General features: G+C 70.2%; 15 protein-coding genes. 7 read left to right on the top strand and 8 right to left on the bottom strand.

Annotated elements, in window-relative coordinates:
• Positions 1–75: 75 nt before the first annotated feature.
• The gene (locus JOD54_RS31310) at positions 76–846 is read right to left on the bottom strand and encodes a hypothetical protein (protein WP_204455535.1); all 771 of its coding nucleotides are present in this window, start codon (positions 844–846) and stop codon (positions 76–78) included.
• 224 nt (positions 847–1070) lie between these two features.
• Between JOD54_RS31310 and JOD54_RS31305 the strand changes: the two genes are divergently transcribed.
• Together JOD54_RS31305 and JOD54_RS31300 are read left to right on the top strand one after the other, a co-directional pair.
• Positions 1071–4268, top strand: a complete 3198-nt coding sequence (locus JOD54_RS31305) for a S8 family serine peptidase (RefSeq protein ID WP_204455534.1) — start codon at positions 1071–1073, stop codon at positions 4266–4268.
• A gap of 187 nt (positions 4269–4455) precedes the next feature.
• A complete protein-coding gene (locus JOD54_RS31300) occupies positions 4456–5139 on the top strand; it encodes a WD40 repeat domain-containing protein (protein WP_204455533.1) in 684 nt (227 codons plus the stop codon).
• A 39-nt stretch (positions 5140–5178) separates the two neighbouring features.
• Here the strand turns inward: JOD54_RS31300 and JOD54_RS31295 are convergent, their stop codons facing one another.
• Both JOD54_RS31295 and JOD54_RS31290 read right to left on the bottom strand, forming a co-directional pair.
• The gene (locus tag JOD54_RS31295) at positions 5179–5958 is read right to left on the bottom strand and encodes a DUF1684 domain-containing protein (protein ID WP_204455532.1); all 780 of its coding nucleotides are present in this window, start codon (positions 5956–5958) and stop codon (positions 5179–5181) included.
• Positions 5959–6057: 99 nt separating this feature from the next.
• Positions 6058–6423 carry a hypothetical protein gene (locus JOD54_RS31290; RefSeq protein WP_204455531.1) on the bottom strand — a complete coding sequence of 122 codons (366 nt, stop codon included), beginning with the start codon at positions 6421–6423 and terminating at the stop codon, positions 6058–6060.
• A gap of 389 nt (positions 6424–6812) precedes the next feature.
• Here JOD54_RS31290 and JOD54_RS35410 point away from each other — a divergent pair, with 389 nt between their 5' ends.
• From JOD54_RS35410 to JOD54_RS31280, 3 genes are all read left to right on the top strand, one after another.
• Positions 6813–9998 carry a hypothetical protein gene (locus tag JOD54_RS35410; protein WP_275592694.1) on the top strand — a complete coding sequence of 1062 codons (3186 nt, stop codon included), beginning with the start codon at positions 6813–6815 and terminating at the stop codon, positions 9996–9998.
• A 181-nt stretch (positions 9999–10179) separates the two neighbouring features.
• A complete protein-coding gene (locus JOD54_RS31285) occupies positions 10180–13578 on the top strand; it encodes an RHS repeat-associated core domain-containing protein (RefSeq protein ID WP_275592942.1) in 3399 nt (1132 codons plus the stop codon).
• Positions 13569–13970 (top strand): Imm32 family immunity protein, encoded by a 402-nt coding sequence (locus tag JOD54_RS31280; protein ID WP_204455529.1) that lies wholly within the window; start codon positions 13569–13571, stop codon positions 13968–13970. The genes JOD54_RS31285 and JOD54_RS31280 overlap by 10 nt, the downstream gene beginning before the upstream one ends.
• Before the next feature lie 40 nt (positions 13971–14010).
• Here the strand turns inward: JOD54_RS31280 and JOD54_RS31275 are convergent, their stop codons facing one another.
• Together JOD54_RS31275 and JOD54_RS31270 are read right to left on the bottom strand one after the other, a co-directional pair.
• Entirely contained in the window at positions 14011–15255 is a 1245-nt protein-coding gene (locus tag JOD54_RS31275) for an RNA polymerase sigma factor (protein ID WP_204456889.1), read from the bottom strand.
• Between the two features lie 86 nt (positions 15256–15341).
• Positions 15342–15758, bottom strand: a complete 417-nt coding sequence (locus JOD54_RS31270) for a YciI family protein (protein ID WP_239575862.1) — start codon at positions 15756–15758, stop codon at positions 15342–15344.
• Positions 15759–16149: 391 nt separating this feature from the next.
• Between JOD54_RS31270 and JOD54_RS31265 the strand changes: the two genes are divergently transcribed.
• A complete protein-coding gene (locus tag JOD54_RS31265) occupies positions 16150–17658 on the top strand; it encodes a hypothetical protein (protein ID WP_204455527.1) in 1509 nt (502 codons plus the stop codon).
• A gap of 14 nt (positions 17659–17672) precedes the next feature.
• The gene (locus JOD54_RS31260; protein ID WP_204455526.1) at positions 17673–18224 is read left to right on the top strand and encodes a hypothetical protein; all 552 of its coding nucleotides are present in this window, start codon (positions 17673–17675) and stop codon (positions 18222–18224) included.
• A 9-nt stretch (positions 18225–18233) separates the two neighbouring features.
• On the opposite strand, the gene JOD54_RS31255 is transcribed toward JOD54_RS31260, so the two are convergent.
• The 3 genes from JOD54_RS31255 to JOD54_RS31245 all read right to left on the bottom strand — a co-directional run bounded on the left by JOD54_RS31255 (position 18234) and on the right by JOD54_RS31245 (position 19987).
• Positions 18234–18794, bottom strand: a complete 561-nt coding sequence (locus JOD54_RS31255; protein ID WP_204455525.1) for a hypothetical protein — start codon at positions 18792–18794, stop codon at positions 18234–18236.
• A 29-nt stretch (positions 18795–18823) separates the two neighbouring features.
• Positions 18824–19348, bottom strand: coding sequence for a hypothetical protein (locus JOD54_RS31250; protein WP_204455524.1), 525 nt, complete (start codon positions 19346–19348; stop codon positions 18824–18826).
• Positions 19349–19465: 117 nt separating this feature from the next.
• Positions 19466–19987 (bottom strand): hypothetical protein, encoded by a 522-nt coding sequence (locus JOD54_RS31245; RefSeq protein ID WP_204455523.1) that lies wholly within the window; start codon positions 19985–19987, stop codon positions 19466–19468.
• Between the last annotated feature and the right edge of the window lie 45 nt (positions 19988–20032).

Below are 20032 nucleotides of genomic sequence, written 5' to 3'. Positions count from 1 at the left end.
TGGTGCGGCTATCGGTTTGCCGGGAACGCTGGTGGTTGTGTCCACTGTGGTCTTATTGGTGAGAACCCAAGTGGACTAAGACCCGGCGGTGGGCAGGGCGCGCACTGGGGCGGGTGGGTTCAGGTCCACGTCCGCCCGCAGCACCAGTGCTCGCACAGCCGCCAGTCGGGCGGCCACAGCGTCTCGGTGGCGGTGCAGGGTGCGTACCTGCTCCACCGCCGCCGATACCATGGCTTCCGCCTCGGCTTCGGCGGATGCGCGCAGTGAAGCCAGTTCTGCGTTCTGCTCCGCCCGCCGCGCTGACATCGCTGTGGTGAAGTCGGTGTGGACCTGGTCGCGCAGGGCTCGGGCTCGTTCGTCGAGTTCGCGGCGGCTCTGCTCGGCCAAGTGGGCCTGGGTGGTGATCAGGTCGTGGGTGCGTTTGGTCAACGCCTGGTGATCCACCTCGGCTTTGCGGGTCAGGCGGTCGTGGCGTTCGCGGGCGGCGGTTTCCATGGCGCGCACCGTCGACCAGGTGCGTTCGGCCATCGACCGCGCGCGGGCGAGCACCTCTTCGGCCTCCGCGTGCGCCAGTTCGATCACCCGGCGCGCCCGCACTTCGGCGCCGGTCAGGTCGACCGGGGTGCGGCACAACCGGTCGACGCGGGTGCGCAGCACCGCGGCTTCCCTGCGGACCCGCTCCAGCTCGTCGGTGAGCGCTTGCGCCTTCGCCGCGGCCGCGTCGCGGTCTTCGGCCAGGGTTCGCAGATCGGTCTCGACGCAGGCGACGTAGTGGTGCACCTGGCGCTTGCGGTAGCCGCGCCAGGACACGTCGAAGCCGGTCGCCAGGGGCACCATCTCGGTCATCGCGGTTCCTCCCACCAGGGAGCGGGGACCGGTCAACAGGTCCCCGCTCCGGTGCCGACGCCCGGCGCCGACCGCCGTGGCCTCCTCGACACCCAGCCTCGCCGCGGGGCCGCCGCGCCGCCTCCTCTCCGGCAGGTGAACGCGCGGAGGCAACGCGGATGATCATTTCGACGTTGTACTTGCGTGAGCGGCGATCCGCGCCGCGTACCAGGGGGAGAACCCTCATGCCAGCAAGTCGACCCCGGACCGGGGTCGTCGCCGCCGCGGTGCTCGCCGCCGCGGCCATCGCGACCGGGCCGGTCACCGAAGCCAGGGCCCAGGCCGCACCAGCCCAGGACCAGCCCGCGCAGAGCAGCCGCGGCGAGATCACCCTGATCACCGGTGACCACGTGGTGTTCGCGGGCGGGCAGGCGTCGATCCGCCCGGCCCGCGGCCGGGAACGGGTCACCTTCCTGCGCCGCGTCGACCAGCGCGGCGACCTCAGCGTCTACCCCGACGACGTGCTGCCCGACCTCGCCGCGGGCAGGCTGGACCGGCGCCTGTTCAACGTTTCCGCGCTCGTCCGCGACGGATTCGGCGACCAGGCGTCCAAGGCCACGCCGCTGATCGTCACCTACGACGGCGCGGCCCCGCGGCTCGCGGCGGCCGCCGACGTGCGCGCGCTGACCAGCGTCAACGGCGCCTCCTTCACCGTCGCCAAGGGCACCCCGTTCCTCGGCGGTGGCACCCGCGCGGCCGGACTCGCCCGGGTCTGGCTCGACGGCCGGGTCACCGCGTCGCTGGACCGCAGCGTGCCGCAGATCGGCGCGCCGGAGGCGTGGAAAGCCGGGCTGACCGGCAAGGGCGTCACCGTCGCCGTGCTCGACACCGGCATCGACGCGACCCACCCGGACCTGGCTGGCGCCGTCACGCAGGCGCGCAACTTCAGCGACTCGCCCGACACCGACGACCGCGTCGGGCACGGCACCCACGTCGCGGCCACCATCACCGGGTCCGGTCGCTACCAGGGCGTCGCCCCCGACAGCGCGCTGCTGGTAGGAAAGGTCCTCGGCGACCACGGCGGCGGCTCCGAGTCCGATGTCATCGCGGGCATGGAGTGGGCGGCCACCTCCGGCGCCGACGTGGTGAACCTGAGCCTGGGCACCTCTTCGCCGTCAACGGGCGACGACCCGGCTTCGCTCGCGGTCAACCGGCTCACCGCCGAGACGGGCACGCTGTTCGTGGTCGCCGCGGGCAACACCGGACGCCAGGTCGGCTCGCCCGCCGCGGCCGACGCCGCGTTGACCGTCGGTGCCGTCGACCGCGCCGACGCCCTCGCGCCGTTCTCCTCCCGGGGACCGCGCGCCGGGGACGGCGCGATCAAGCCCGACATCACCGCGCCCGGCGTCGCCATCGTCGCCGCGAAAGCCGCGCACGGCGAGATCGGTGACCCGGTGGGGGACCGGCACGTGTCGCTGTCGGGTACCTCGATGGCCACCCCGCACGTGGCGGGCGCCGCGGCGCTGCTGGTCGGGCAGCACCCGGATTGGCGGCCGGAGCGCCTCAAGGCGGCCCTGGTCGGCAGCGCCAAGCCCAACCCGGCGCTCACCCCGTTCGAACAGGGCGGCGGCCGGGTCGACGTCGCCAGGGTGATCGCGCAGGAGGTGACCGCGGACTCGGCGTCGCTGAGCCTGGGCGTCGCCAGGTGGCCGCACCACGACGACGCCGTCATCACCCGCACGCTCACCTACCGCAACTCGGGCACCTCACCGGTGACCCTCGACCTGACCGCGGACGTCCGCGGTCCGGCCACGCCGCCCGCCGGGTTCCTCACCTTCTCGCCCTCGCGGGTGCAGGTGCCCGCCGGTGGGCAGGCGAGTGTCACCGTCACGGCCGACACCACGTTCTCCGGACCCGACGGCAGGTACTCCGGGGCGATCACCGCGACGGGTGGGTCCACTGTGGTCCGCACGCCCTTCGGTGTGGACAAGGAAGAGGAGAGCTACGACCTCACCGTCGAGTTCAAGGACCTGCCGGGCAACGCCAGCAGGCGCTTCGTCTTCCTCGTCGACCTCGACCGCTCGGAGTCCACTGTAGACCTCGACAGCCCGGCCAAGAAGGTCTTCCGGCTGCGCAAGGGCAACTACTTCTTCGAGGGGTCCACCTTCGGTGACGCCGACGTCTTCTCCTGGGAACCCAGGGTCGCCGTCACCAAGGACGCGACGCTGGTGGTGGACGGGACCAAGGCCGTCCGGCCCGCGGTGTCGATCGCCCACAAGGACGCGAAGGTCGCCGGGGTCGAGCTCGACCTCCGAGTGGCCATAAAGGACGGTCACGCGGGTGCGGGCATCAGTGCCCCGGACTTCGAGCCGATTCTCCTCGTGCCGTCGAAGACGAGCGCGCCGCGGGGCGTCGCGACGTTCAGCCTGCGCGCCAGGCTCGCGAAGCCGGATGAGACCGGCGCGTTCACCACCAGCCCGTACTTCTACGCGGTTGGCTTCGAACACGACGGGGCGGTACCCGCCAAGCTCAACCGCCACTTCGCAGACAAGGACCTGGTCGTGGTGCGCACCGAAGCCGCCGCGGGGAGTCCCGGTGCCGTCGGGTGGTTCGACGACCTGGTCTCACGGCCGCTGCCCGCGAAGTTCGACCGGCACTACAGCCCCGGGCTGGAGTGGTTCGACGTCTTCAGCGAAGGTGCCACGCAGTTCGAGTACGACAGCTTCATGTTCACCGAGAAGCCGGTCGTGTACGAGAAGGGCAAGCCCGCCGTCCAGCGGTGGAACAACGCGGTCTTCGGCCCGGCCCTGCCCACCTCCGACTTCCTCGGCGCCGTTCGCCTCGGTGACGAGCTCGAGGTCAGCGTCCCGCTCTACGGCGACCAGGACCCCAACCACACGGGCCTGTCCGACACCGCGACGGCGAGCACCGAGCTGTACCGGGACGCGGAGTTGGTGGCGAAGTTCGACCGCAGCGGCAGCCTGTTCGCCGTTGTCCCGCCGGGGAAGCAGACCTACCGGCTGCGCGCGAGCGACACCCGGCAAGCGCCGTTCACGCTGAGCACCGCGGTCACCGCTGAGTGGACCTTCGCCTCCGAGCGCACGCCGGACGACAAGTACACCCACGTCCGGCTACCGGTGGTCCGGTTCGCGCCGCCGCTGGACGGGGAGAACAAGGCCAAGGCCGGGAGCCTGTTCGTCCTGCCGCTCTACGGCCAGCGCTCGGGCGGTGACAGCGCGGGCATCTCGACCCCCGTGCTGCGGGTCTCCTACGACGACGGGGCCACTTGGCGCACGACACCCGTCATCGCCAACGGTGGCAAGTGGTTCGCCCTGCTCCACCACCCGGCCGGGGCGAAGTTCGTGTCCCTCAAGGCATCCGCCAAGGCCGCGGACGGCGCGACGGTCGAGCAGACCGTCATCCGCGCCTACGGCCTCAAGTAGGTCATGACCAGGGGGCCGCGGTCGGGCAGCCGACCGCGGCCCCCGCTGGTCGAAATGGGGTGCTTCCCATATTTCGCACACCTGGTTGACATGCTCGGTACGGTCGAAGAAATGCATTCCGGCGCGCCCGAGAATATGACGAAAGGCCCTATCGGACGTTCATAACCCCAGGTGAGGCGGCTAGTTGATGGACAAACCCCGATTGTTCGACCGCGGTGACCCGCGGGTGGTGCCTGCGGAATTCGGCCGTTTCCGATTGGCGGCCTGCGGCGGACTGGTCGACGCCACCACCGGCAGCGCGGTCTACCGGCACCCGTCCGCGCTGACCAGCGCCGCCGCGTTCGCCGACCGCGTCGTGCTGGGCACCGGCACCGGTGAAGCCGTTGTCCTGTCCGCGGACTTCCAGCACATCACCACGTTCGACCTACACGATTCCCCCGTCGCCGACATCGCTGTGGCGGGCGGCGTCCTGTTCGCCCTGGCCGCCGACGGCAGCGCCACCTGGTGGGACCTTGCCACCCGCGAGCGGTTGGGCCGGGCGCGCCGCACAGGTGCCCTCGCGTGCATCGCCTTGCCGGACAACCGCTTCGCCACCGTCGGCGAAGATCTACGCTTGTGGTCGGAAACCGAGGTCGTGGCGATCCGCGCCCCGCACCACCTCACCACGGCGGCCGTCACCGACGACGGGATGCTCATCGCCGCCGGATCACCCACCGGCCCGCTCGTGGCCTACGACTTACCGACCCGCCAGTGGTTCACCGCCCCCATCACCGGCATCGCCGCGCTGCACTACGCGCCGGACCGGTTCCTCGCGTGCACCGCGGACGGCGACGTCCGCGAGATCCCGGTGGCGGACCTCCTCGGCGCGTGACCCGGCACGGGCCCGGCGCTGGGCCCGTGCCGCGCGCGATCAGTGGGGGATCTTCTCGCCCGCCGCCACCGCGAAGGGCAGCCGGTTGCCCTCCGGCGGCAGCGGGCACGTCGCGTACGCCGTGAACGCGCACGGCAGGTTCACCGCCCGGTTGAAGTCGAGCACGACCCCGCCGTCCCCGTCCGGGTCGGCCACCGCCAGCGACCGGTTCGCCGCGTACGTGGTCACACCGCTGGTCGCGTCGGTGAACAGGATGCTGAAGCCGCCCGCCTTCCCGTTGAACGCCGTCAACGTGTGCTCCGCGCCGCCGTGGGCGAACCGCACCACGCCGGGCGCGGTGTAGACGTGGCTCAACCCCGCCACAACAGCCCCCACCGTCGTCGGCCGAGGCTCGTCGAACGGCTCGAACACCCCGCGCAACACCCACGCCGGATCCGGCTCGTAGCTGGGCACGCCGCGGAACCCGCGCACCGCCTCAGCCGCCGGGTCGTGCACCCGCACGAGGTACCCACCCCGCCGAGCGACCTCCACCTCGACGTCCCCGACCCGAACCCGAGCCCCGGCACCGCTGTTGACCAACTCGAACCGCTCCACCCCCACGACCGGCTCCCCGTCCCGGCTCACCCCACCAGCGGCCGCATCGACATAGGCCGCCTCCGAGTCCTGCCACCACAACCCCGGCAACCCGTGGTAGGCGGTCGGCTCCTCGGTCAACCAGTCGAGCGAGACCAACGCCAACCACCCGTGCGGATCAGCCAGGGTCCGCTCCCGCTCGTCCTTCCAGTCCTGCCACAACGCCCTGAACCCCACGTCACCCATGCCGCCGTCCGTTCGCCAGTGCCGCCAACCCCGTCACCAGGTCAAACGCCAGCCGACGAGCCCTATTTCCCCTCCCAGATCGTGGACGCCCCGGGAGCGTCACCCCGCGGCCAACGCCCCCTTGTCCACCAGCGCCCGCCGACACTGCACACAGCTCACCGTCTCCAGCGGCTGCGCGTCCAGCCGGTCCTTCACCCGCCGCTTCTTCGACTTGTCACACAGCGTCCAGTTCTCCCGACGGCTCTTGACCCCGCGCTGGTGCACCGCGGTGGCGTGCCGCAGCTCGGAAGTCGGCGCGGTGATCGTGACCGCCACGTACCTGACCACTTCGTCCGGCGCGGACGGTCCCGCCGTGGCCGGATCGGTGTTCTGCACGAACAGGACGTAGCCACCGCAATCTATCCGCACGATCTCCCCGGGGGCAGGGAGGTCCTGTTGAACGAGCTCGATGCGCAGGTCAGCCATGACATGCCCTCCTAGCCTTCACCACCCGATGACAGCCCTCACCACCGACATCGCTCCACTGTGGGCACCAGCTACAGCGGTAGTCGGAATACACCAGAACGGGTTGCGCGGTCACGTCTACGCCACTCTGCGTCGCCATCGGCGGGCGTCATCTTGGCGGTCGAGTGATCGGTCGGGGCGGTCGTACGTGGCACGACCGGCAGGAACGCCGGTCGTGGGTTGGGCCTGGTGGGCGACCGCGGTCTGGGCCTTTCGGGGCAGGTGGTCGGCGTGTCGCGGGGGATTGGCTGTGTGTCGCGGTGTTCGGGGTTCCCCGAGGGGCGACCGGTCTGGTTGAGTTCCGGTTCGTTTGGACTTTCTGGGGCTTTTGGCACACTGGGGTGGGTTTCATGGCCGATGGGTCTTCGCGCAGCCATGCCTTTTTCCGGCGGGTACGGCTGCTCGTGTTCGCTGTGGTGCTCACCACCCTGATGTCCGGGGTGGCGGCGCTGGCACCCCCGCCGTCGGCGGCCGCGCCGTCGCGGCTGCCCAAACCGGTAGCCGAGAAGGTGGTCCCGCACCGCGAGGTGGTGCCGTCCCGCGCACCGTCGACATACGTAGACCAACCGGCGCGAACGGCGACGACGTGGCCGGAAGGCGGGTCGGCCGAGGTCGTGCTGGGGGGCGACAAGCCCGCTGTGACGGGGGAACCGTCCAACTCGGCGGAGCGCGGCGCGCGGGTTCCGGTGGCGCGCCAGGCGGGTTCGCTGCCGGTTCGGATCGCCGCGCCCGCTGCCGGGCGCACGCCCACGGCGAGGGTCGAGTTGGCCCAGCGGTCGGTGGCCGAGCGCGCGGGTGTGTCCGGTGTGCTGCTGGCCGTACGGCCGACCTCCGGGCCGATCGACTCGGCGACCGTGACCGTCGACTACTCGTCGTTCCGCCACGCCGGTGGCGCCGACCTCGGTACCCGCTTGCGGTTGGTGCGGTTGCCGGAGTGCGCCCTGGCCACCCCGCACCTGCCCAGCTGCCAGGTCCAGTCCGAGGTGGACTCGCGCAACGACGGCTCCGCCCAGTCGGTGTCGGCGACCGTCCCGGTCAAGGGTGCGACCGTGCTCGCCGCCACAGCGGGGTCCTCGGGTCCTGGGGGGTCGTTCGTCGCCAGTTCGCTCGGCCCGTCCGGCAGTTGGGGCGTGACCGGGTCGGCTGGTGCGTTCACCTGGTCGTACCCGATCACCCTGCCGCCGACGGCGAGCGGCACCAGCGCCATGCCCGACGTCACCCTGTCGTACAACTCGGCTGGTGTGGACGGTCGTACGGCGGCGACGAACAACCAGGCGTCGTGGGTTGGGCAGGGTTGGGATTACTCGCCGGGGTTCGTCGAGCGCACGTACCGTTCGTGCGCCGATGACACGGCGTTGCCGCAGGCGCAGCAGACCGGTGACCTGTGCTGGGCCGGGCACATCGTGACGATGAGCCTGGGCGGGAGATCGACGGCGTTGGTGCGCAACGACGCTGACGGCACGTGGCGCCCGGCCAGTGACGATGGTGCGCGTGTGGAGCTTGTCTCCACGGGTACCCCGTCGAGCGAGTATTGGCGGGTCACCACCACCGATGGCGTGAAGTACCACTTCGGTCGCAACGAGGGCCCGGGGCGCACCACCCAGGACACGACGAACTCCCGTTGGACCGTCCCGGTCTACGGTCCGCGCAACGGTGATCCCTGTTACAACGCCGCCGGGTTCGCGCAGTCCAAATGCGACCAGGTGTGGCGCTGGAACCTGGACTACGTCGAAGACCCGCACGGCAACGCCTCGCTGTACCACTACGCCCCGGAGTCCAACTACTACGGCGCGAACAAGGCAACGACCGGTGTGGTCTACACCCGTGGCGGCACGCTCAAGCGCATCGACTACGGGCTGCGCCTGACCTCCGGTTCGGTCTACGGCACCGCCCCCGGCCAGGTGGTGTTCGACGTCTCCGAGCGCTGTACCCCCAACGGCGCCATCACCTGCGACCCCGCCCAGTTCACCGCCGCCAACGCGACGCACTGGCCGGACACCCCGCAGGACCAGCAGTGCCTCTCCGGCGCGACCTGCAACAACCACTCGCCCAGCTTCTGGTCCACCAAGCGCCTGACCTCCATCACCACCCAGTACAACACCGGATCCGGCCCGGTGAAGGTCGACTCGTACGCGCTGACCCAGACCTTCCCGACCCAGACCGACCCGAGCCTGCGCCTGGACCAGATCGTGCGCACCGCCTGGGAAGCGGGCACCACCGGGACCGCCCTACCGCCGGTCACCTTCACCAGTGAGGTGTACGACAACCGGGTCAGCGGCTACAACAACCAGCCCGCCATGGGCCACTGGCGACTGCGCAACGTCGCCACCGAGACCGGTGGCCAGGTGTCGGTGGACTACTCGCCGACGGAGTGCACCTCGACCACGGTGCCCACGGACCTGCCCAACAACACCAAGCGCTGCTACCCGGTCTACTGGAGGTTGCCGCTCAACCAGAACCCGACGCTGGACTTCTTCCACGTCTACCCGGTCACCCAGGTCCAGGTCCAAGACGGCAACGCCACCTCCCCGACCCAGCGGACCGCCTACACCTACCTCGGCGCCCCGGCCTGGCACTTCGACGACAACGAACTCGTCAAGCCCGCGCACCGCACCTACGGCCAGTTCCGCGGCTACGGCCAGGTCGAGACCCGCACCGGAGCGGGCACAGACCAGCGGACGCTGACCAAGACCACCTACTTCCGGGGCATGCACGGGGACACCTTGCCCGGCAACCAGCAGCGCACGGCCACCGTGACCAACTCCCTGGGCGAGACCCGCAACGACGACAACGTGTTCGCGGGCAGCGCCCACGAGACCCAGACCTACCTCGGTGACGGCGGCGCACAGCTGAGCACGTCGATCACCGAGCTCACCGACCTCGCCACCACCGCGACCCGGGCCCGCACAGGCCTGCCCGCAGCGACAGCGCGCATCGTCGCGCCCTCCCGCACCCGCGATCACCACCTTGGCCGCCGGGGGCACGCGCACCAGTTCGGCCACGCACCGGTACGACACCCTCGGCCGCAAGGTTTCCACCACCGAGTCGGCCGACGGCATCGCCGACACCTGCGCGACCACCAGCTACGCCGACAACACGACGTCGTGGATCCGCGACCGGCCCGCCGAGGTGTGGCAGTCCACCGCCACGTGCCCGACCTCCGGCCCGGCCACCCCGCCGAGTCCGATCGTCGGGGCGAAGCGCACCTACTACGACGCGTCCGCCACGCTCGGCGCCGTCCCGGGCGCGGGCGACCCGACCAGGTCGGACTCGGCCACGGCGAACACCAGTGGCACGTTGACCTTCCAGACCACGGAGTCGGCGACCTACGACGCCGCAGGCCGCGTTCTGTCCAAGAAGGACGCGCTCAACCAGGAGACCACCACCGCCTACACCCCGACCCTGGGTGGCATCGTCTCCACCGTCACCACCACCAACGCCAAGGCGCAGGTGTCCTCGGTGACCCTCGAACCGACCCGCGGCGCCGTCGTCAAGGGTGTCGAGATCGGCGGCAGGATCACCGAAGCGACCTATGACAGCTTCGGCAGGTTGACCGCGCTCTGGAAGCCGGGTCGGTCCAAGGCCGCTGGCGACCTGGCCAACGCGCAGCACAGCTATTTGGTGCGCAACAACGGTCCCTTGGCCGTGACCACGCGAACGCTCGTCGACTACGGCAGCGGCACCAACTACGTCACCTCCGTCACCCTCTACGACGCCATGGGCAAGCCGAGGCAGACCCAGGTCGACGACCTCAGCAACCCGGCGGGCGTCAGCAACCGCGTTGTCGCCGAACTGTTCTACGACACCCACGGCTGGGTCGTCGCTTCGCACAACCACTACGTCACCACCGGTGTTCCCGGTACGACCCTGGTCACCGTCCCCGACGCCTCGGTGGACGACCGGTCCACCACCACGTTCGACGGCACGGGGCGCGCGGTGCAAAGCGTGTCCTACCAAGGCCTCACCGCCAAGGCGACCTTGTCCACGGTCTACGGCGGCGACCGCGTGACCACCTTGCCGCCCACAGGAGGGGTCGCCAAGACCACGGTCGTTGACGCCAAGGGGCGCACAACGGAGGTCCGCGAGTACAGCGCGGCCCCCTCCGTCGCGGGCAACGTCGTCACCGGTGGCACTTACCGCGCCAGTACCTACGAGTACAACTCGGTGGACCAGTTGACCCGCAACGCCGACGCCGCGGGCAACGACTGGGAGTACCAGTACGACTTCCTCGGCAGGCAAACCGGTCTGACCGACCCGGACGCGGGCCAGACCACCAGGGCCTACGACCTGCTCGGCCAGCTGACCTCGGTCACCGACGGCCGCGGTCAGGTGCTCAGCTACGACTACGACGTGATCGGCCGCCGCACCGCCGAGTACAGCGGCGTCGGCGTCGGGCGGACCGCGCTGGCCACCTGGACCTTCGACACGGCGGTCAACGGCGCGGGCAAACTCGCCTCCACCAAGCGGATCACCGCCAACGGCGACTACCAGGTGGGCGTCAGCCAGTACAACTCGCAGGGCCTGCCGACCAACAACGTGGTCTCGGTGCCCGCGTCCGAGACCGGGCTCAACGGCTTCCACACCACGACGTTCTCCTACACCACGACCGGCCAACTCTCCGGTGCCGCGTTGCCGTCCAAGGGCGGGTTGCCCGGTGAGGCGATGACCTACGCCATCAACCGGTACGGGTTGCCGTCGGAAACCCGCAGCAACGTGTGGGACTACGTGTCCGGCACGAGCCGCAACGCCGCGGGCGAGGCGGTGCAGTACCAGCTCAGCTCACTGGGCAACGCGGGCACGCTCGACTTCGAGCGCGACGCCCGCACGCACGCGGTGACCAAGACCGTGTTGTCGGTCCAGGCGGCCACCCCGCTGGTCGACGAGCTCCAGTACACCTTCGACCCGGCAGGCAACCTCACCAAGATCGTCAACGCCCGGCCGGGCGGCAACCGCACCCAGTGCTTCGGTTACGACACGCTCAATCGGCTCAACAACGCCTGGACCGCCACAGATGGCTGTACGGGAGCGCCGAGCACCACCCCCGGGTCGACGAACGTCGGTGGCCCCACCCCGTACTGGACGTCGTGGACGCACAACACCATCGGGTTGCGCACCGGCGAGACCAAGCACGGCATCGGTCAGGCCGACACCACCACGTCCTACACCTACCCGGCCTCCGGCCCCACCGCGGTCCGCCCGCACTCGCTGACCTCCACGGCCACGACCGGGCCCGGCGGCTCGACCGGCAACACCTACGCCTACGACAACAGCGGCAACACCACCACCCGCGACATCAACGGCGCCGTCCACACCCTGACCTGGAACCAGAACAACCGCCTCGCCAAGGTCCAGTCGCCCACCGGTGACACGACCTACGTCCACGACGCGGACGGCAACCAGCTCATCCGCCGCGAACCGGGCAAGGTGATCCTCTACCTGCCCGGCCAGGAATGGGCCCGCGACACCACGACCGGCACGATCACCGGAACCCGCTACTACAGCCACAACGGCACCGTCGTCGCGCGCCGGGTCGGCTCGGGCAACCCCGAGTACCTGCAGTCCGACGACCACGGCACCGCCCAGGTGTCGGTCTCGGCCGTCGGGTTCGCCGTGACCAGGCGCGAGTTCGACCCGTACGGCAACCCGCTGGGCACCGGCGTCGGCACGTGGGCCGACAACCACGGCTTCCTCGACAAACCGACCAACCCGGCGACCTCGCTGACCGATGTCGGGGCCCGCCAGTACGACGCCGCGACCGGCCGCTTCATCAGCGTCGACCCGCTGCTCGGCCTGGACGACCCGCGCACGTGGACCGGGTACGTCTACGCCGCGGCCAACCCCACCACGTTCTTCGACCCCAGCGGCCTGTACCAGGAGTGCGGTCCGGAGTGCTTCTACGAGGGGCCCGGCTGGGACACCGACCCGGTCAAGTACCAGAAGATCAACGACGAACGGCGCGACCGGGCCAACGGCTCGAAGCGCAAGTACCCCAACGGGACCGTCGTCATCAAGTCCAACCACGGCAACTACATCAACGACCGCAAGATCCCCAGCGGTGGTCCGGACCTGTTCGAGCTCGGCCAGCAGTTCGACGACCGGAGCGTGGCGTTCGGGAAGAAGTACGAAGCAAGCGCCTACCTCTACTGGGATGGCACCTGGACTGAACGCGACGTCAACGAACTGCTCGTCGAGATCTGCGGCATGCAAGAGGAGTGGTGCACCAGCGGCTTCCTCATCGATGCGCTGGCACCGCGGCGCGCCGAACTACCCGCGGGCGGCAACGACCGGGGCTGGAGCGTCAAGCCGGGCTCCGGTGGCAAGCACAAGACCAAGTTCGACCTCGACGACTACACCTCCGACCAGCTCACCCAAGCCCCCGCCTCCTGCAACAGCTTCATCGCGGGCACGCTGGTCCTGTTGGCCGACGGCAGCACCAAGCCGATCGAGGAGGTGCGCGTCGGCGACGTCGTCGCCAACTCCGCGCCCGGCGGTGGGGTAGAGGCGCACCCGGTCACTGACCTGCACATCACCGACAAGGACACCACCTACGTCACGCTGACCGTCGCTCACGGCGGCGGGGTGGGCCGGGTGGTGGTCACCGACCACCACCTGTTCTTCGACACCGAACGCCGGGTGTGGACCAGGGCCGACGAACTGGCACTCGGCACCCGGTTGCGCACCCCGGACGGCACCGCCGTCGTCGCCGACGCACGCGTGCACACCATGACCACGCGCACCTACGACCTCACGGTCGAGACGGTGCACACGTACTACGTGCTCGCTGGCCCCGCCGCTGTCCTGGTGCACAACTGCAGGACCATCACCATGGAGGAAGCCCTCGACCTGGCCGCCGAACACGTCGGCGACAACCCGCGTATCGTGCGCAGCGGCAGCGGGGCTGTCCAGTTCATGAAAACCTTCAGCGACGACAAGGGCCGGACGATCACCCGTATCGCCCGCTTCGACGTCAACCCGAACAGCGACCACGTGCAGGAGACGGGACCGCACCTCAACCTGCAGATCCAGATCAACGGCAAGGCTCCGAAGAACGGGTACAAAGACCCGCACTACCCGATCTCCAAGTCGTCGATCCGAGAGGGGGACTGGTGGGACTAAAACAAGGCGGCGGCGTCCGGATCCGGGGAGCCGTTCGTGAACCGTTCCTCGACATCGCGGGCACCCGGGCTGAACTGGAGGACTTCGGCCGCCACCTGAGCGCTGACGGTGACGGCCTGGACCTGGACGTGGACTACGACCCGGCTCCGTACGACCACGTGGTCGCCCGGGTCGAGCTCACGGTCACCTCGGGTCCGGCGCTGGTGTCGGTGTCCCCGGACCACAGGGTCGTCCACTTCACCGGTGGCCGCGCCGCCCTCGACGATGTCGCCTCCGCGTTCGTGGACTTCCCCGCCGATGTGCCCGTCGGCTACACCGTCCACGTCGAGTACTACCCGGACCACTACTTCCTGCACCCGGATGCGGTCCCGATCGTGATCCAGCTCAGCTGACCGTTGCGCGCTGGGGCCCCGTCCGTTCCCGGGCGGGGCCTCAGTTGTCCGCGCAGTTCGCGGCTCGGCTCAGGAGGAGGTCGCGTTCGCGGGGGTTGTCGGTGAGGGTGGCGGCTCGTTCGTATTCGGTTCTGGCTTCGGCTGTGCGGTTCAGCTTGAGGAGGAGGTCGGCGCGGACGGCGGGGAGGAGGTGGTAGCGGGACAGGGATTTCTCGGCTACCAAGGCGTCCACAAGGATCAGGGCGGCCGTGGGGCCCTCGGACATGGAGATGGCGACGGCGCGGTTGAGGTCGATGATGGGGGAGGGGGCCACTCGGGCCAGGATCGAGTAGAGGGTGGAGATCTCGGTCCAGTTGGTCTCGTCGGGGGTTCTGGCGCGGGCGTGGCACGCGGCGATCGCGGCCTGCGCGGTGTACCGACCGCTGAGGCCGCCCAGGGTGACGGCCCGGTCGAGGGCGGCCAGGCCGCGGTGGATGAGGAGGCGGTCCCAGCGGGTGCGGTCCTGCTCGAGCAGGGTGACGATCTCGCCGGACGCTCCGGTGCGGGTGCGCAGGCGGGAGGCCTGCAGTTCCATCAGCGCGATCAACCCGTGCGCCTCGGGCTCGTCCGGTGCGAACGCGGCCAGCACCCGACCCAGCCGCATCGCCTCCTCGCACAGGTCGGGGCGTGTGAGGTCGGGGCCCGCGGTGGCCGAGTAGCCCTCGTTGAACAGCAGGTAGACCACACCGAGCACGGACGCCAGCCGGGGGGCGAGGTCGGGGCCGGTCGGCACCTCGAACGGGACCCGGGCGTCGGCCAGCACCTTCTTGGCCCGGACGATGCGCTGGGCCATCGTCGAGGTGGGGACGAGGAACGCGCGGGCGATCTCCTCGGTGCGCAGCCCGGCCAGCATCTTCAACGTCAGCGCCGCGCGGGCGGGCGGGGTCAGCACCGGGTGGCAGGCGGTGAACATCAGCCGCAGGACGTCGTCCTCGACGTGCTCCTCGACGTCGACATCGATCTCCTCCGCCGTCTCCAGGGCACGGCCGAGCTCGGCGACCTTGCGCTCCAGCCGAACCTCCCGCCGGACGCCGTCGATCGCCCGGCGCTTGGCCACCGCCATGAGCCAGGCCCCCGGGTTGTTCGGAACGCCTGAAGTCGGCCACTGTTCGAGCGCCGCGACCAGGGCGTCTTGGGCCAGGTCCTCGGCTAGGCCGACGTCGTGGACCACCCTGGCCAGACCCGCGATGAGCCGCGCCGCCTCGATCCGCCAGACCGCCTCGACCGTCGCGTGGGTGGCGGGCATCGACTCGGCTGGCACGTCCGGACCCAACCGCACCGGGTGGACGAACGCAACCAGGGCGGTGCGCGGCCGCACCGCCCTGGTTGCAGTCAGCTCTCCTGCCCCTGCTCGCCCACCCCGTCGGCGAACGCGCGCACCTCGTCGGTGGCGACGTCGGCGAAGTCCTCCGCGGTGAAGATCTGCCGGATCTCCACCTCGCCGACCTGCCCCGGCGAGACGTTGGGGGACCGCTTCACCCACTCGATGGCCTCCGCCAGCGACGCCACCTCCAGGATCGAGTACCCCGCGATCACCTCCTTGGTCTCGGTGAACGGCCCGTCCACCACCGTCCGGTCATCGCCGTCGAACCGGACCTTGGCGCCCCTGGAACTCGGGTGCAGCCCGTCGGCCGAGAGCAGCACCCCGGCCTTGACCAACTCCTCCTGGTAGCGCCCCATCGCCACCATCGCCTCGGTGGTCGGCAGCTGCCCAGCCTCCGACTCCGCCGTCGCCTTCCCCAACACCATGAACCGCACGAGCACCTCCACGTCATCCGGGCCCCGGGCGGGCAGCCCGGTTCCAACCCCGATCCACCAGGGCGTCGAACGAGCGGGCCCGGTTTCGACATCGTCCCCGAAGTTCTCCCAAGATCTTTCGCGGGCCGGGCCCACGGCGCCGCGCCCGCGAAAATTCCCCGAGTTTAGATCAGGGCGAACAGGACATCTCGCGAGTTGCCGAGGTGGGCGGCAGAACCGGCTGTTTCCGCGGAATTCGGCGAGCTCGCGACCAGGGCCGTGCCACGCTCGGTTCGCACACCACGCCGAGGGACCGGGAATTCACACCGACCTCGAACACCCTCGGTTCGACGGGGAACGACACCTGGGGAGAACAATGTCATGGCATAGACGCGGAGTCGGGGTGGTCCTGGTCGCGGTGCTGGTCACCGGGGTCGCGCCGGGGATCGCGGCGGCGGCACCGGCCGAGGTGGCCACCGCCGCTCCGACCGCCATCAGGATGACGGTCGGAATCGACGAAAAGGAACTCGACACGATGCGGGCGCGAGCCCGCGCGGGGGAGAAATCCGTTCCACAACAACTCGGCCCGCGACAGGGACGGGCCCCGCGGACGCCGGATGACGACAAGCGCGATCGGCAACCCGCGCAGAAGCCCGCCACCGCGGAGAAGCAGGCCCGGGCGACAGCCGCCGCGGCGGAACGGCAGACGACCCGCGCCCCGGGCGCGGTCACCGCCGCGCCACCGCCGCCGGTGCAGTCCGAGCCGAACCGCAGGCTGCTCGACGAGTGCTTCAGCGCACCGGAATCGGCGCCGGGCATGGGCCGCATTCACAACAGGTTCACGCACTGCCAACGCATCGACGTCGAGGCGGAGTACTGGATCATCCGCAACGGCGTCCCGGTCGAGAAGCAGGGCACCACCACCGCCACGCTGGAGCTGTTCACCCAGACCGACGACAAGCAGCGCCGCGCCAGGCAGTGGGCCAGGATCCAGCGGGACTCGGTCGACTACGACTGGGGCTGGTGGGACAACATCTGGTTGGCCCCCAACGTGCCGCTGACGATCATCGGCCAGTGCCGCGAGCCGTTCTCGGTGTGCGGGGCCAGCGGGGGCGGTGTGACCTTCCCCTGGGTCTACTGGGACAACCAGGTCGCCTGGCAGTCGTGGGACGTGTACAACAAGCCCGGTTCCGGTGTGGGCCGGGACGTGATCTCCTACAACCACGAGTACGTGGAGCTGTTCACCGACTTCCCGCCCTTCGTGACCATCAAGCGCGGCGAGAGCCCGCAACGGAAGCTGCGCTGCGACTCGGCGACCTACTTCCGGCACGGCACCGTGACCTACCCGCACGCCTGCGTGTTCTCGGAGGTCACCCCGCGGTCGGTGTTCACCACCGACCCGTCGTCCACCTACTACCTGGTGTCGCTGCACATCCTGCAGGCGCAGGACGCCCCGAACCAGACCTACCCGAGGCTCGTGCCCGACGGTGTGCCGCCGCCGCGCGACAAGCGGATCCCCGGCAAGTACCTCGCCGGTGACGAGAACGCGCCGGGGCTGCACCGGATCAGCCCGCAACTGCACCCGACCGAGGACAAGGAGAACGACGCCCACAAGAACGGTGCCTGCTACGGGACCGGGGTCCACGCCGACCTCTACCGCGACCTCGGGTTGCCGGTGCCGCCGGACACCTCGATCCCCGAGGAGTGCGACGAGTACCCGATGGGGTCGACGCTGGAAGGGGCCGCGCACCCGGACTGGGACTTCTCGGTCAAGGCCGTTCCGCGCTCGCACAACCGCGCCGCGGGCGGGAAAGTGCGCGTCTACTATGTCGACGACCGGATCCTGCAGTGGGACTACGACCTCGAGGATCCCTTTGACAGCAACGACCGCTTCTACGTAGACGTCCAGTAGACGGGAGGACGAGGGTGGCTGATCCGTTCGACCCCACGGCCCTGCTCGGTGAGGGCTGGTGCTTGCTCGTCACCGACATGCCGGTCGACGCGACCCTGGAACTGATGGGCGTCGCCGAGGAACGCGACCTGCCCGACGGTCTGGGGCGGGCGAGTGCCCGCCTGGCGAGCGGCGCGGCCGACGGCGTGTTGTTGTTGGCCAAGCGGGTGCGGCCGGGTCACACCCTCGTCCTCGAACTCGACGGCCTGACCGGCTGGATCGGGATGGACCCCGACCTGCTGGCCGAACTCTCGGCCGGTGGGGGCGTCGCCTGCGCCGCCTTCACCGACCCGAACAACACCGAAGTACTCACGTCCTTCAACGGCTCACCCGTCACCGGCCTCAACCCCCGCTCCATGAGGCTGTGGGGCGCGGAGAACACCGCTGCCCTCACCACCTTCTCCGCCGACGACTCGCACACCCCCACCCAACGTGCCGTTCTCGCGATCCAAGTCGCGACCGGGGTCCGCCTCACCGAACAAGACCTCGACGACCCGTGGACCGGCGGCCTGGCCGTGTGGCCCTAGCGCGAACCGTCAGCGGATGAGGTCTTCCAGGAGGTCCGGTGCGGCGACGACCGCGTAGCCGAGGGCCGTGGTCAGGGGGAGGAAGAGGGCGGTTCGGGGGTGGAGCGGGCGTGCGCGCCAGGCCAGGGCGGCGAGGGCGATGAGTAGGAACGCGGCCAGGAAAGGGATCTGGTTCGGGTAGTGCCACCCCCGCCTGGCGGCGTCGGCCACCAGCAGACCCGCCGTGGTGGCGGTGGCGAGTGGATGGGGGATGCGGCGCGACACCTCTCCCAGCGCCAGACCGCTGATCACGGCCAGCGCCAGCCACAGGGCCAACTTCCCGGCGCTCAGGTGGAAGCCGGTGAGCCCGAAGAACGCGATCACCGCTCCCACCAAGGCGAGGGTGGACCTGGTCATGGCCACGGCCCGAGTAGTTCCCGCGCAGAGCAAGGCCACCAAGAGGGCCCACAACCCGATGGTGTGCGCGAGCGGACGGATAACCGGGGTGGACGCGGCGAAGGCGCCCAACGCGCCGGAAAGGACACCGGCCGCCACCGCGAGGAGGGGCCGCGCCGCACCGGGATGTCGCACGGTACCCAGCATGGCACGGCCCCCCGCGGTCAGCTGTGCAGGGAGAACGACTTGATGCCGCCGTCGTTCCACTCGGCGCCGACCCACGACTGGTTCTGCCCGAAGATCAGACCGCTCGAGGTGCCCTCGAAGTCGTAGTCGCTGAACTTCTCCGAGACGTCGCAGTCACCGAACAGGGTGTACGAGGACACGCCGTCGGCCTCGTCCTGGACGTCGTCCATGTCGGAGATGCCGTAGCCCTCGCTGTCGCAGGTGTCGCCACCGTACACTTCGGACTCGTCGCCGGTCTGGCCCGCCTCCTCGTAGAAGGTCACCAGCAGCTCGTCGGGCAGCGGCTGCCGCTGGGCCCTGGCGGCGACCGGCTCGTCGAAACAGCGCTTGCTGAGCACCTTGGACGCCTGCTCGCCCGGTGCGAGCGGCGCGAGGACGGTCTGGCAGACGCGGTGGGTCTCGGTGGTGGACGCCTGCGCGGGCGCCGCGACCAGTGCCGTGGTGGTCACGAGCGCGGCGCCGAGGGAAAGGGTGGCCAGGGCGGTGCGGAAGGTGAATGCCATCGGGGCGGACTCCAGAGTTGGAGGGGGCCCAATCTGTGGACTGGGCAGGCATTAACCATCCATCAGCAAGATTAGGGAATCTACCGCCGTAGTGGAATCTGCCGGTCGCTGGGCTGATCAGCCCACGAGGGCGGTGTGGTCCTGGTGTCGGTGGCGGTTCGGGCGGGGGAGTGCGGATTCGACCCACTGGCGCTGTTCGCCGCGGTGGTGCGACCGGCCGATGGGGGCCGTGTGGTCGAACCCGTACGCCCGGGTGTCGGCCAGGCGCACTAGCGGTCCCGCCCCTACGCCGATCCCGACGGCCACCACGTACACGTCCCCCAGGTGCGCGAACCCCGTCCACCCGCCCGCGAACTCCCACATCCGCGCCACGTGCGGCTCTCCGTCGACCACCCACTCGGCGGTGTGCCAGTGCGCGTGGTCCTGGGCGGCCCGCGTGGCGTGCTCGGCGCTGGCGCTCGCGACGGAGAGGTCCTCGGTCGGCAGGGTCAGGTCCGCCAGCGCGTGCGCCCCGTGCCGCGCGGCCGCTGTCGCCGGGTTCGGGGCGAGGGCGGCCAGGGTCTCCGCGGCGAACGTGCCCACCCGCAGTCCGCCTTGCCCGGTCAGGTGCGCCAGCCACACTCCGTAGGTCGAGGTCACTCCGCCTCGCCGGTATGTGTGCACCCAATCGAGTTGTCGAGCCGC

The sequence above is a fragment of the Actinokineospora baliensis genome, from assembly GCF_016907695.1.
In the GTDB taxonomy this organism is placed as follows: Bacteria; Actinomycetota; Actinomycetes; order Mycobacteriales; family Pseudonocardiaceae; genus Actinokineospora; species Actinokineospora baliensis.
The sequence above is the reverse complement of the archived record's forward strand: the minus strand, read 5'-3'. Positions and strand labels throughout refer to the sequence as shown.

Bases quoted from the DNA above. Each gene is read 5' to 3' on its own strand.
- JOD54_RS31300 (WP_204455533.1), top strand. From the start codon at position 4,456: ATGGACAAACCCCGATTGTTCGACCGCGGTGACCCGCGGGTGGTGCCT.
- JOD54_RS31285 (WP_275592942.1), top strand. From the start codon at position 10,180: ATGGGCAAGCCGAGGCAGACCCAGGTCGACGACCTCAGCAACCCGGCG.
- JOD54_RS31250 (WP_204455524.1), bottom strand. From the start codon at position 19,348: ATGGCATTCACCTTCCGCACCGCCCTGGCCACCCTTTCCCTCGGCGCC.
- JOD54_RS31295 (WP_204455532.1), bottom strand. From the start codon at position 5,958: ATGGGTGACGTGGGGTTCAGGGCGTTGTGGCAGGACTGGAAGGACGAG.
- JOD54_RS31290 (WP_204455531.1), bottom strand. From the start codon at position 6,423: ATGGCTGACCTGCGCATCGAGCTCGTTCAACAGGACCTCCCTGCCCCC.
- JOD54_RS31275 (WP_204456889.1), bottom strand. From the start codon at position 15,255: ATGCCCGCCACCCACGCGACGGTCGAGGCGGTCTGGCGGATCGAGGCG.
- JOD54_RS31270 (WP_239575862.1), bottom strand. From the start codon at position 15,758: ATGGTGTTGGGGAAGGCGACGGCGGAGTCGGAGGCTGGGCAGCTGCCG.
- JOD54_RS35410 (WP_275592694.1), top strand. From the start codon at position 6,813: ATGGCCGATGGGTCTTCGCGCAGCCATGCCTTTTTCCGGCGGGTACGG.
- JOD54_RS31305 (WP_204455534.1), top strand. From the start codon at position 1,071: ATGCCAGCAAGTCGACCCCGGACCGGGGTCGTCGCCGCCGCGGTGCTC.
- JOD54_RS31310 (WP_204455535.1), bottom strand. From the start codon at position 846: ATGACCGAGATGGTGCCCCTGGCGACCGGCTTCGACGTGTCCTGGCGC.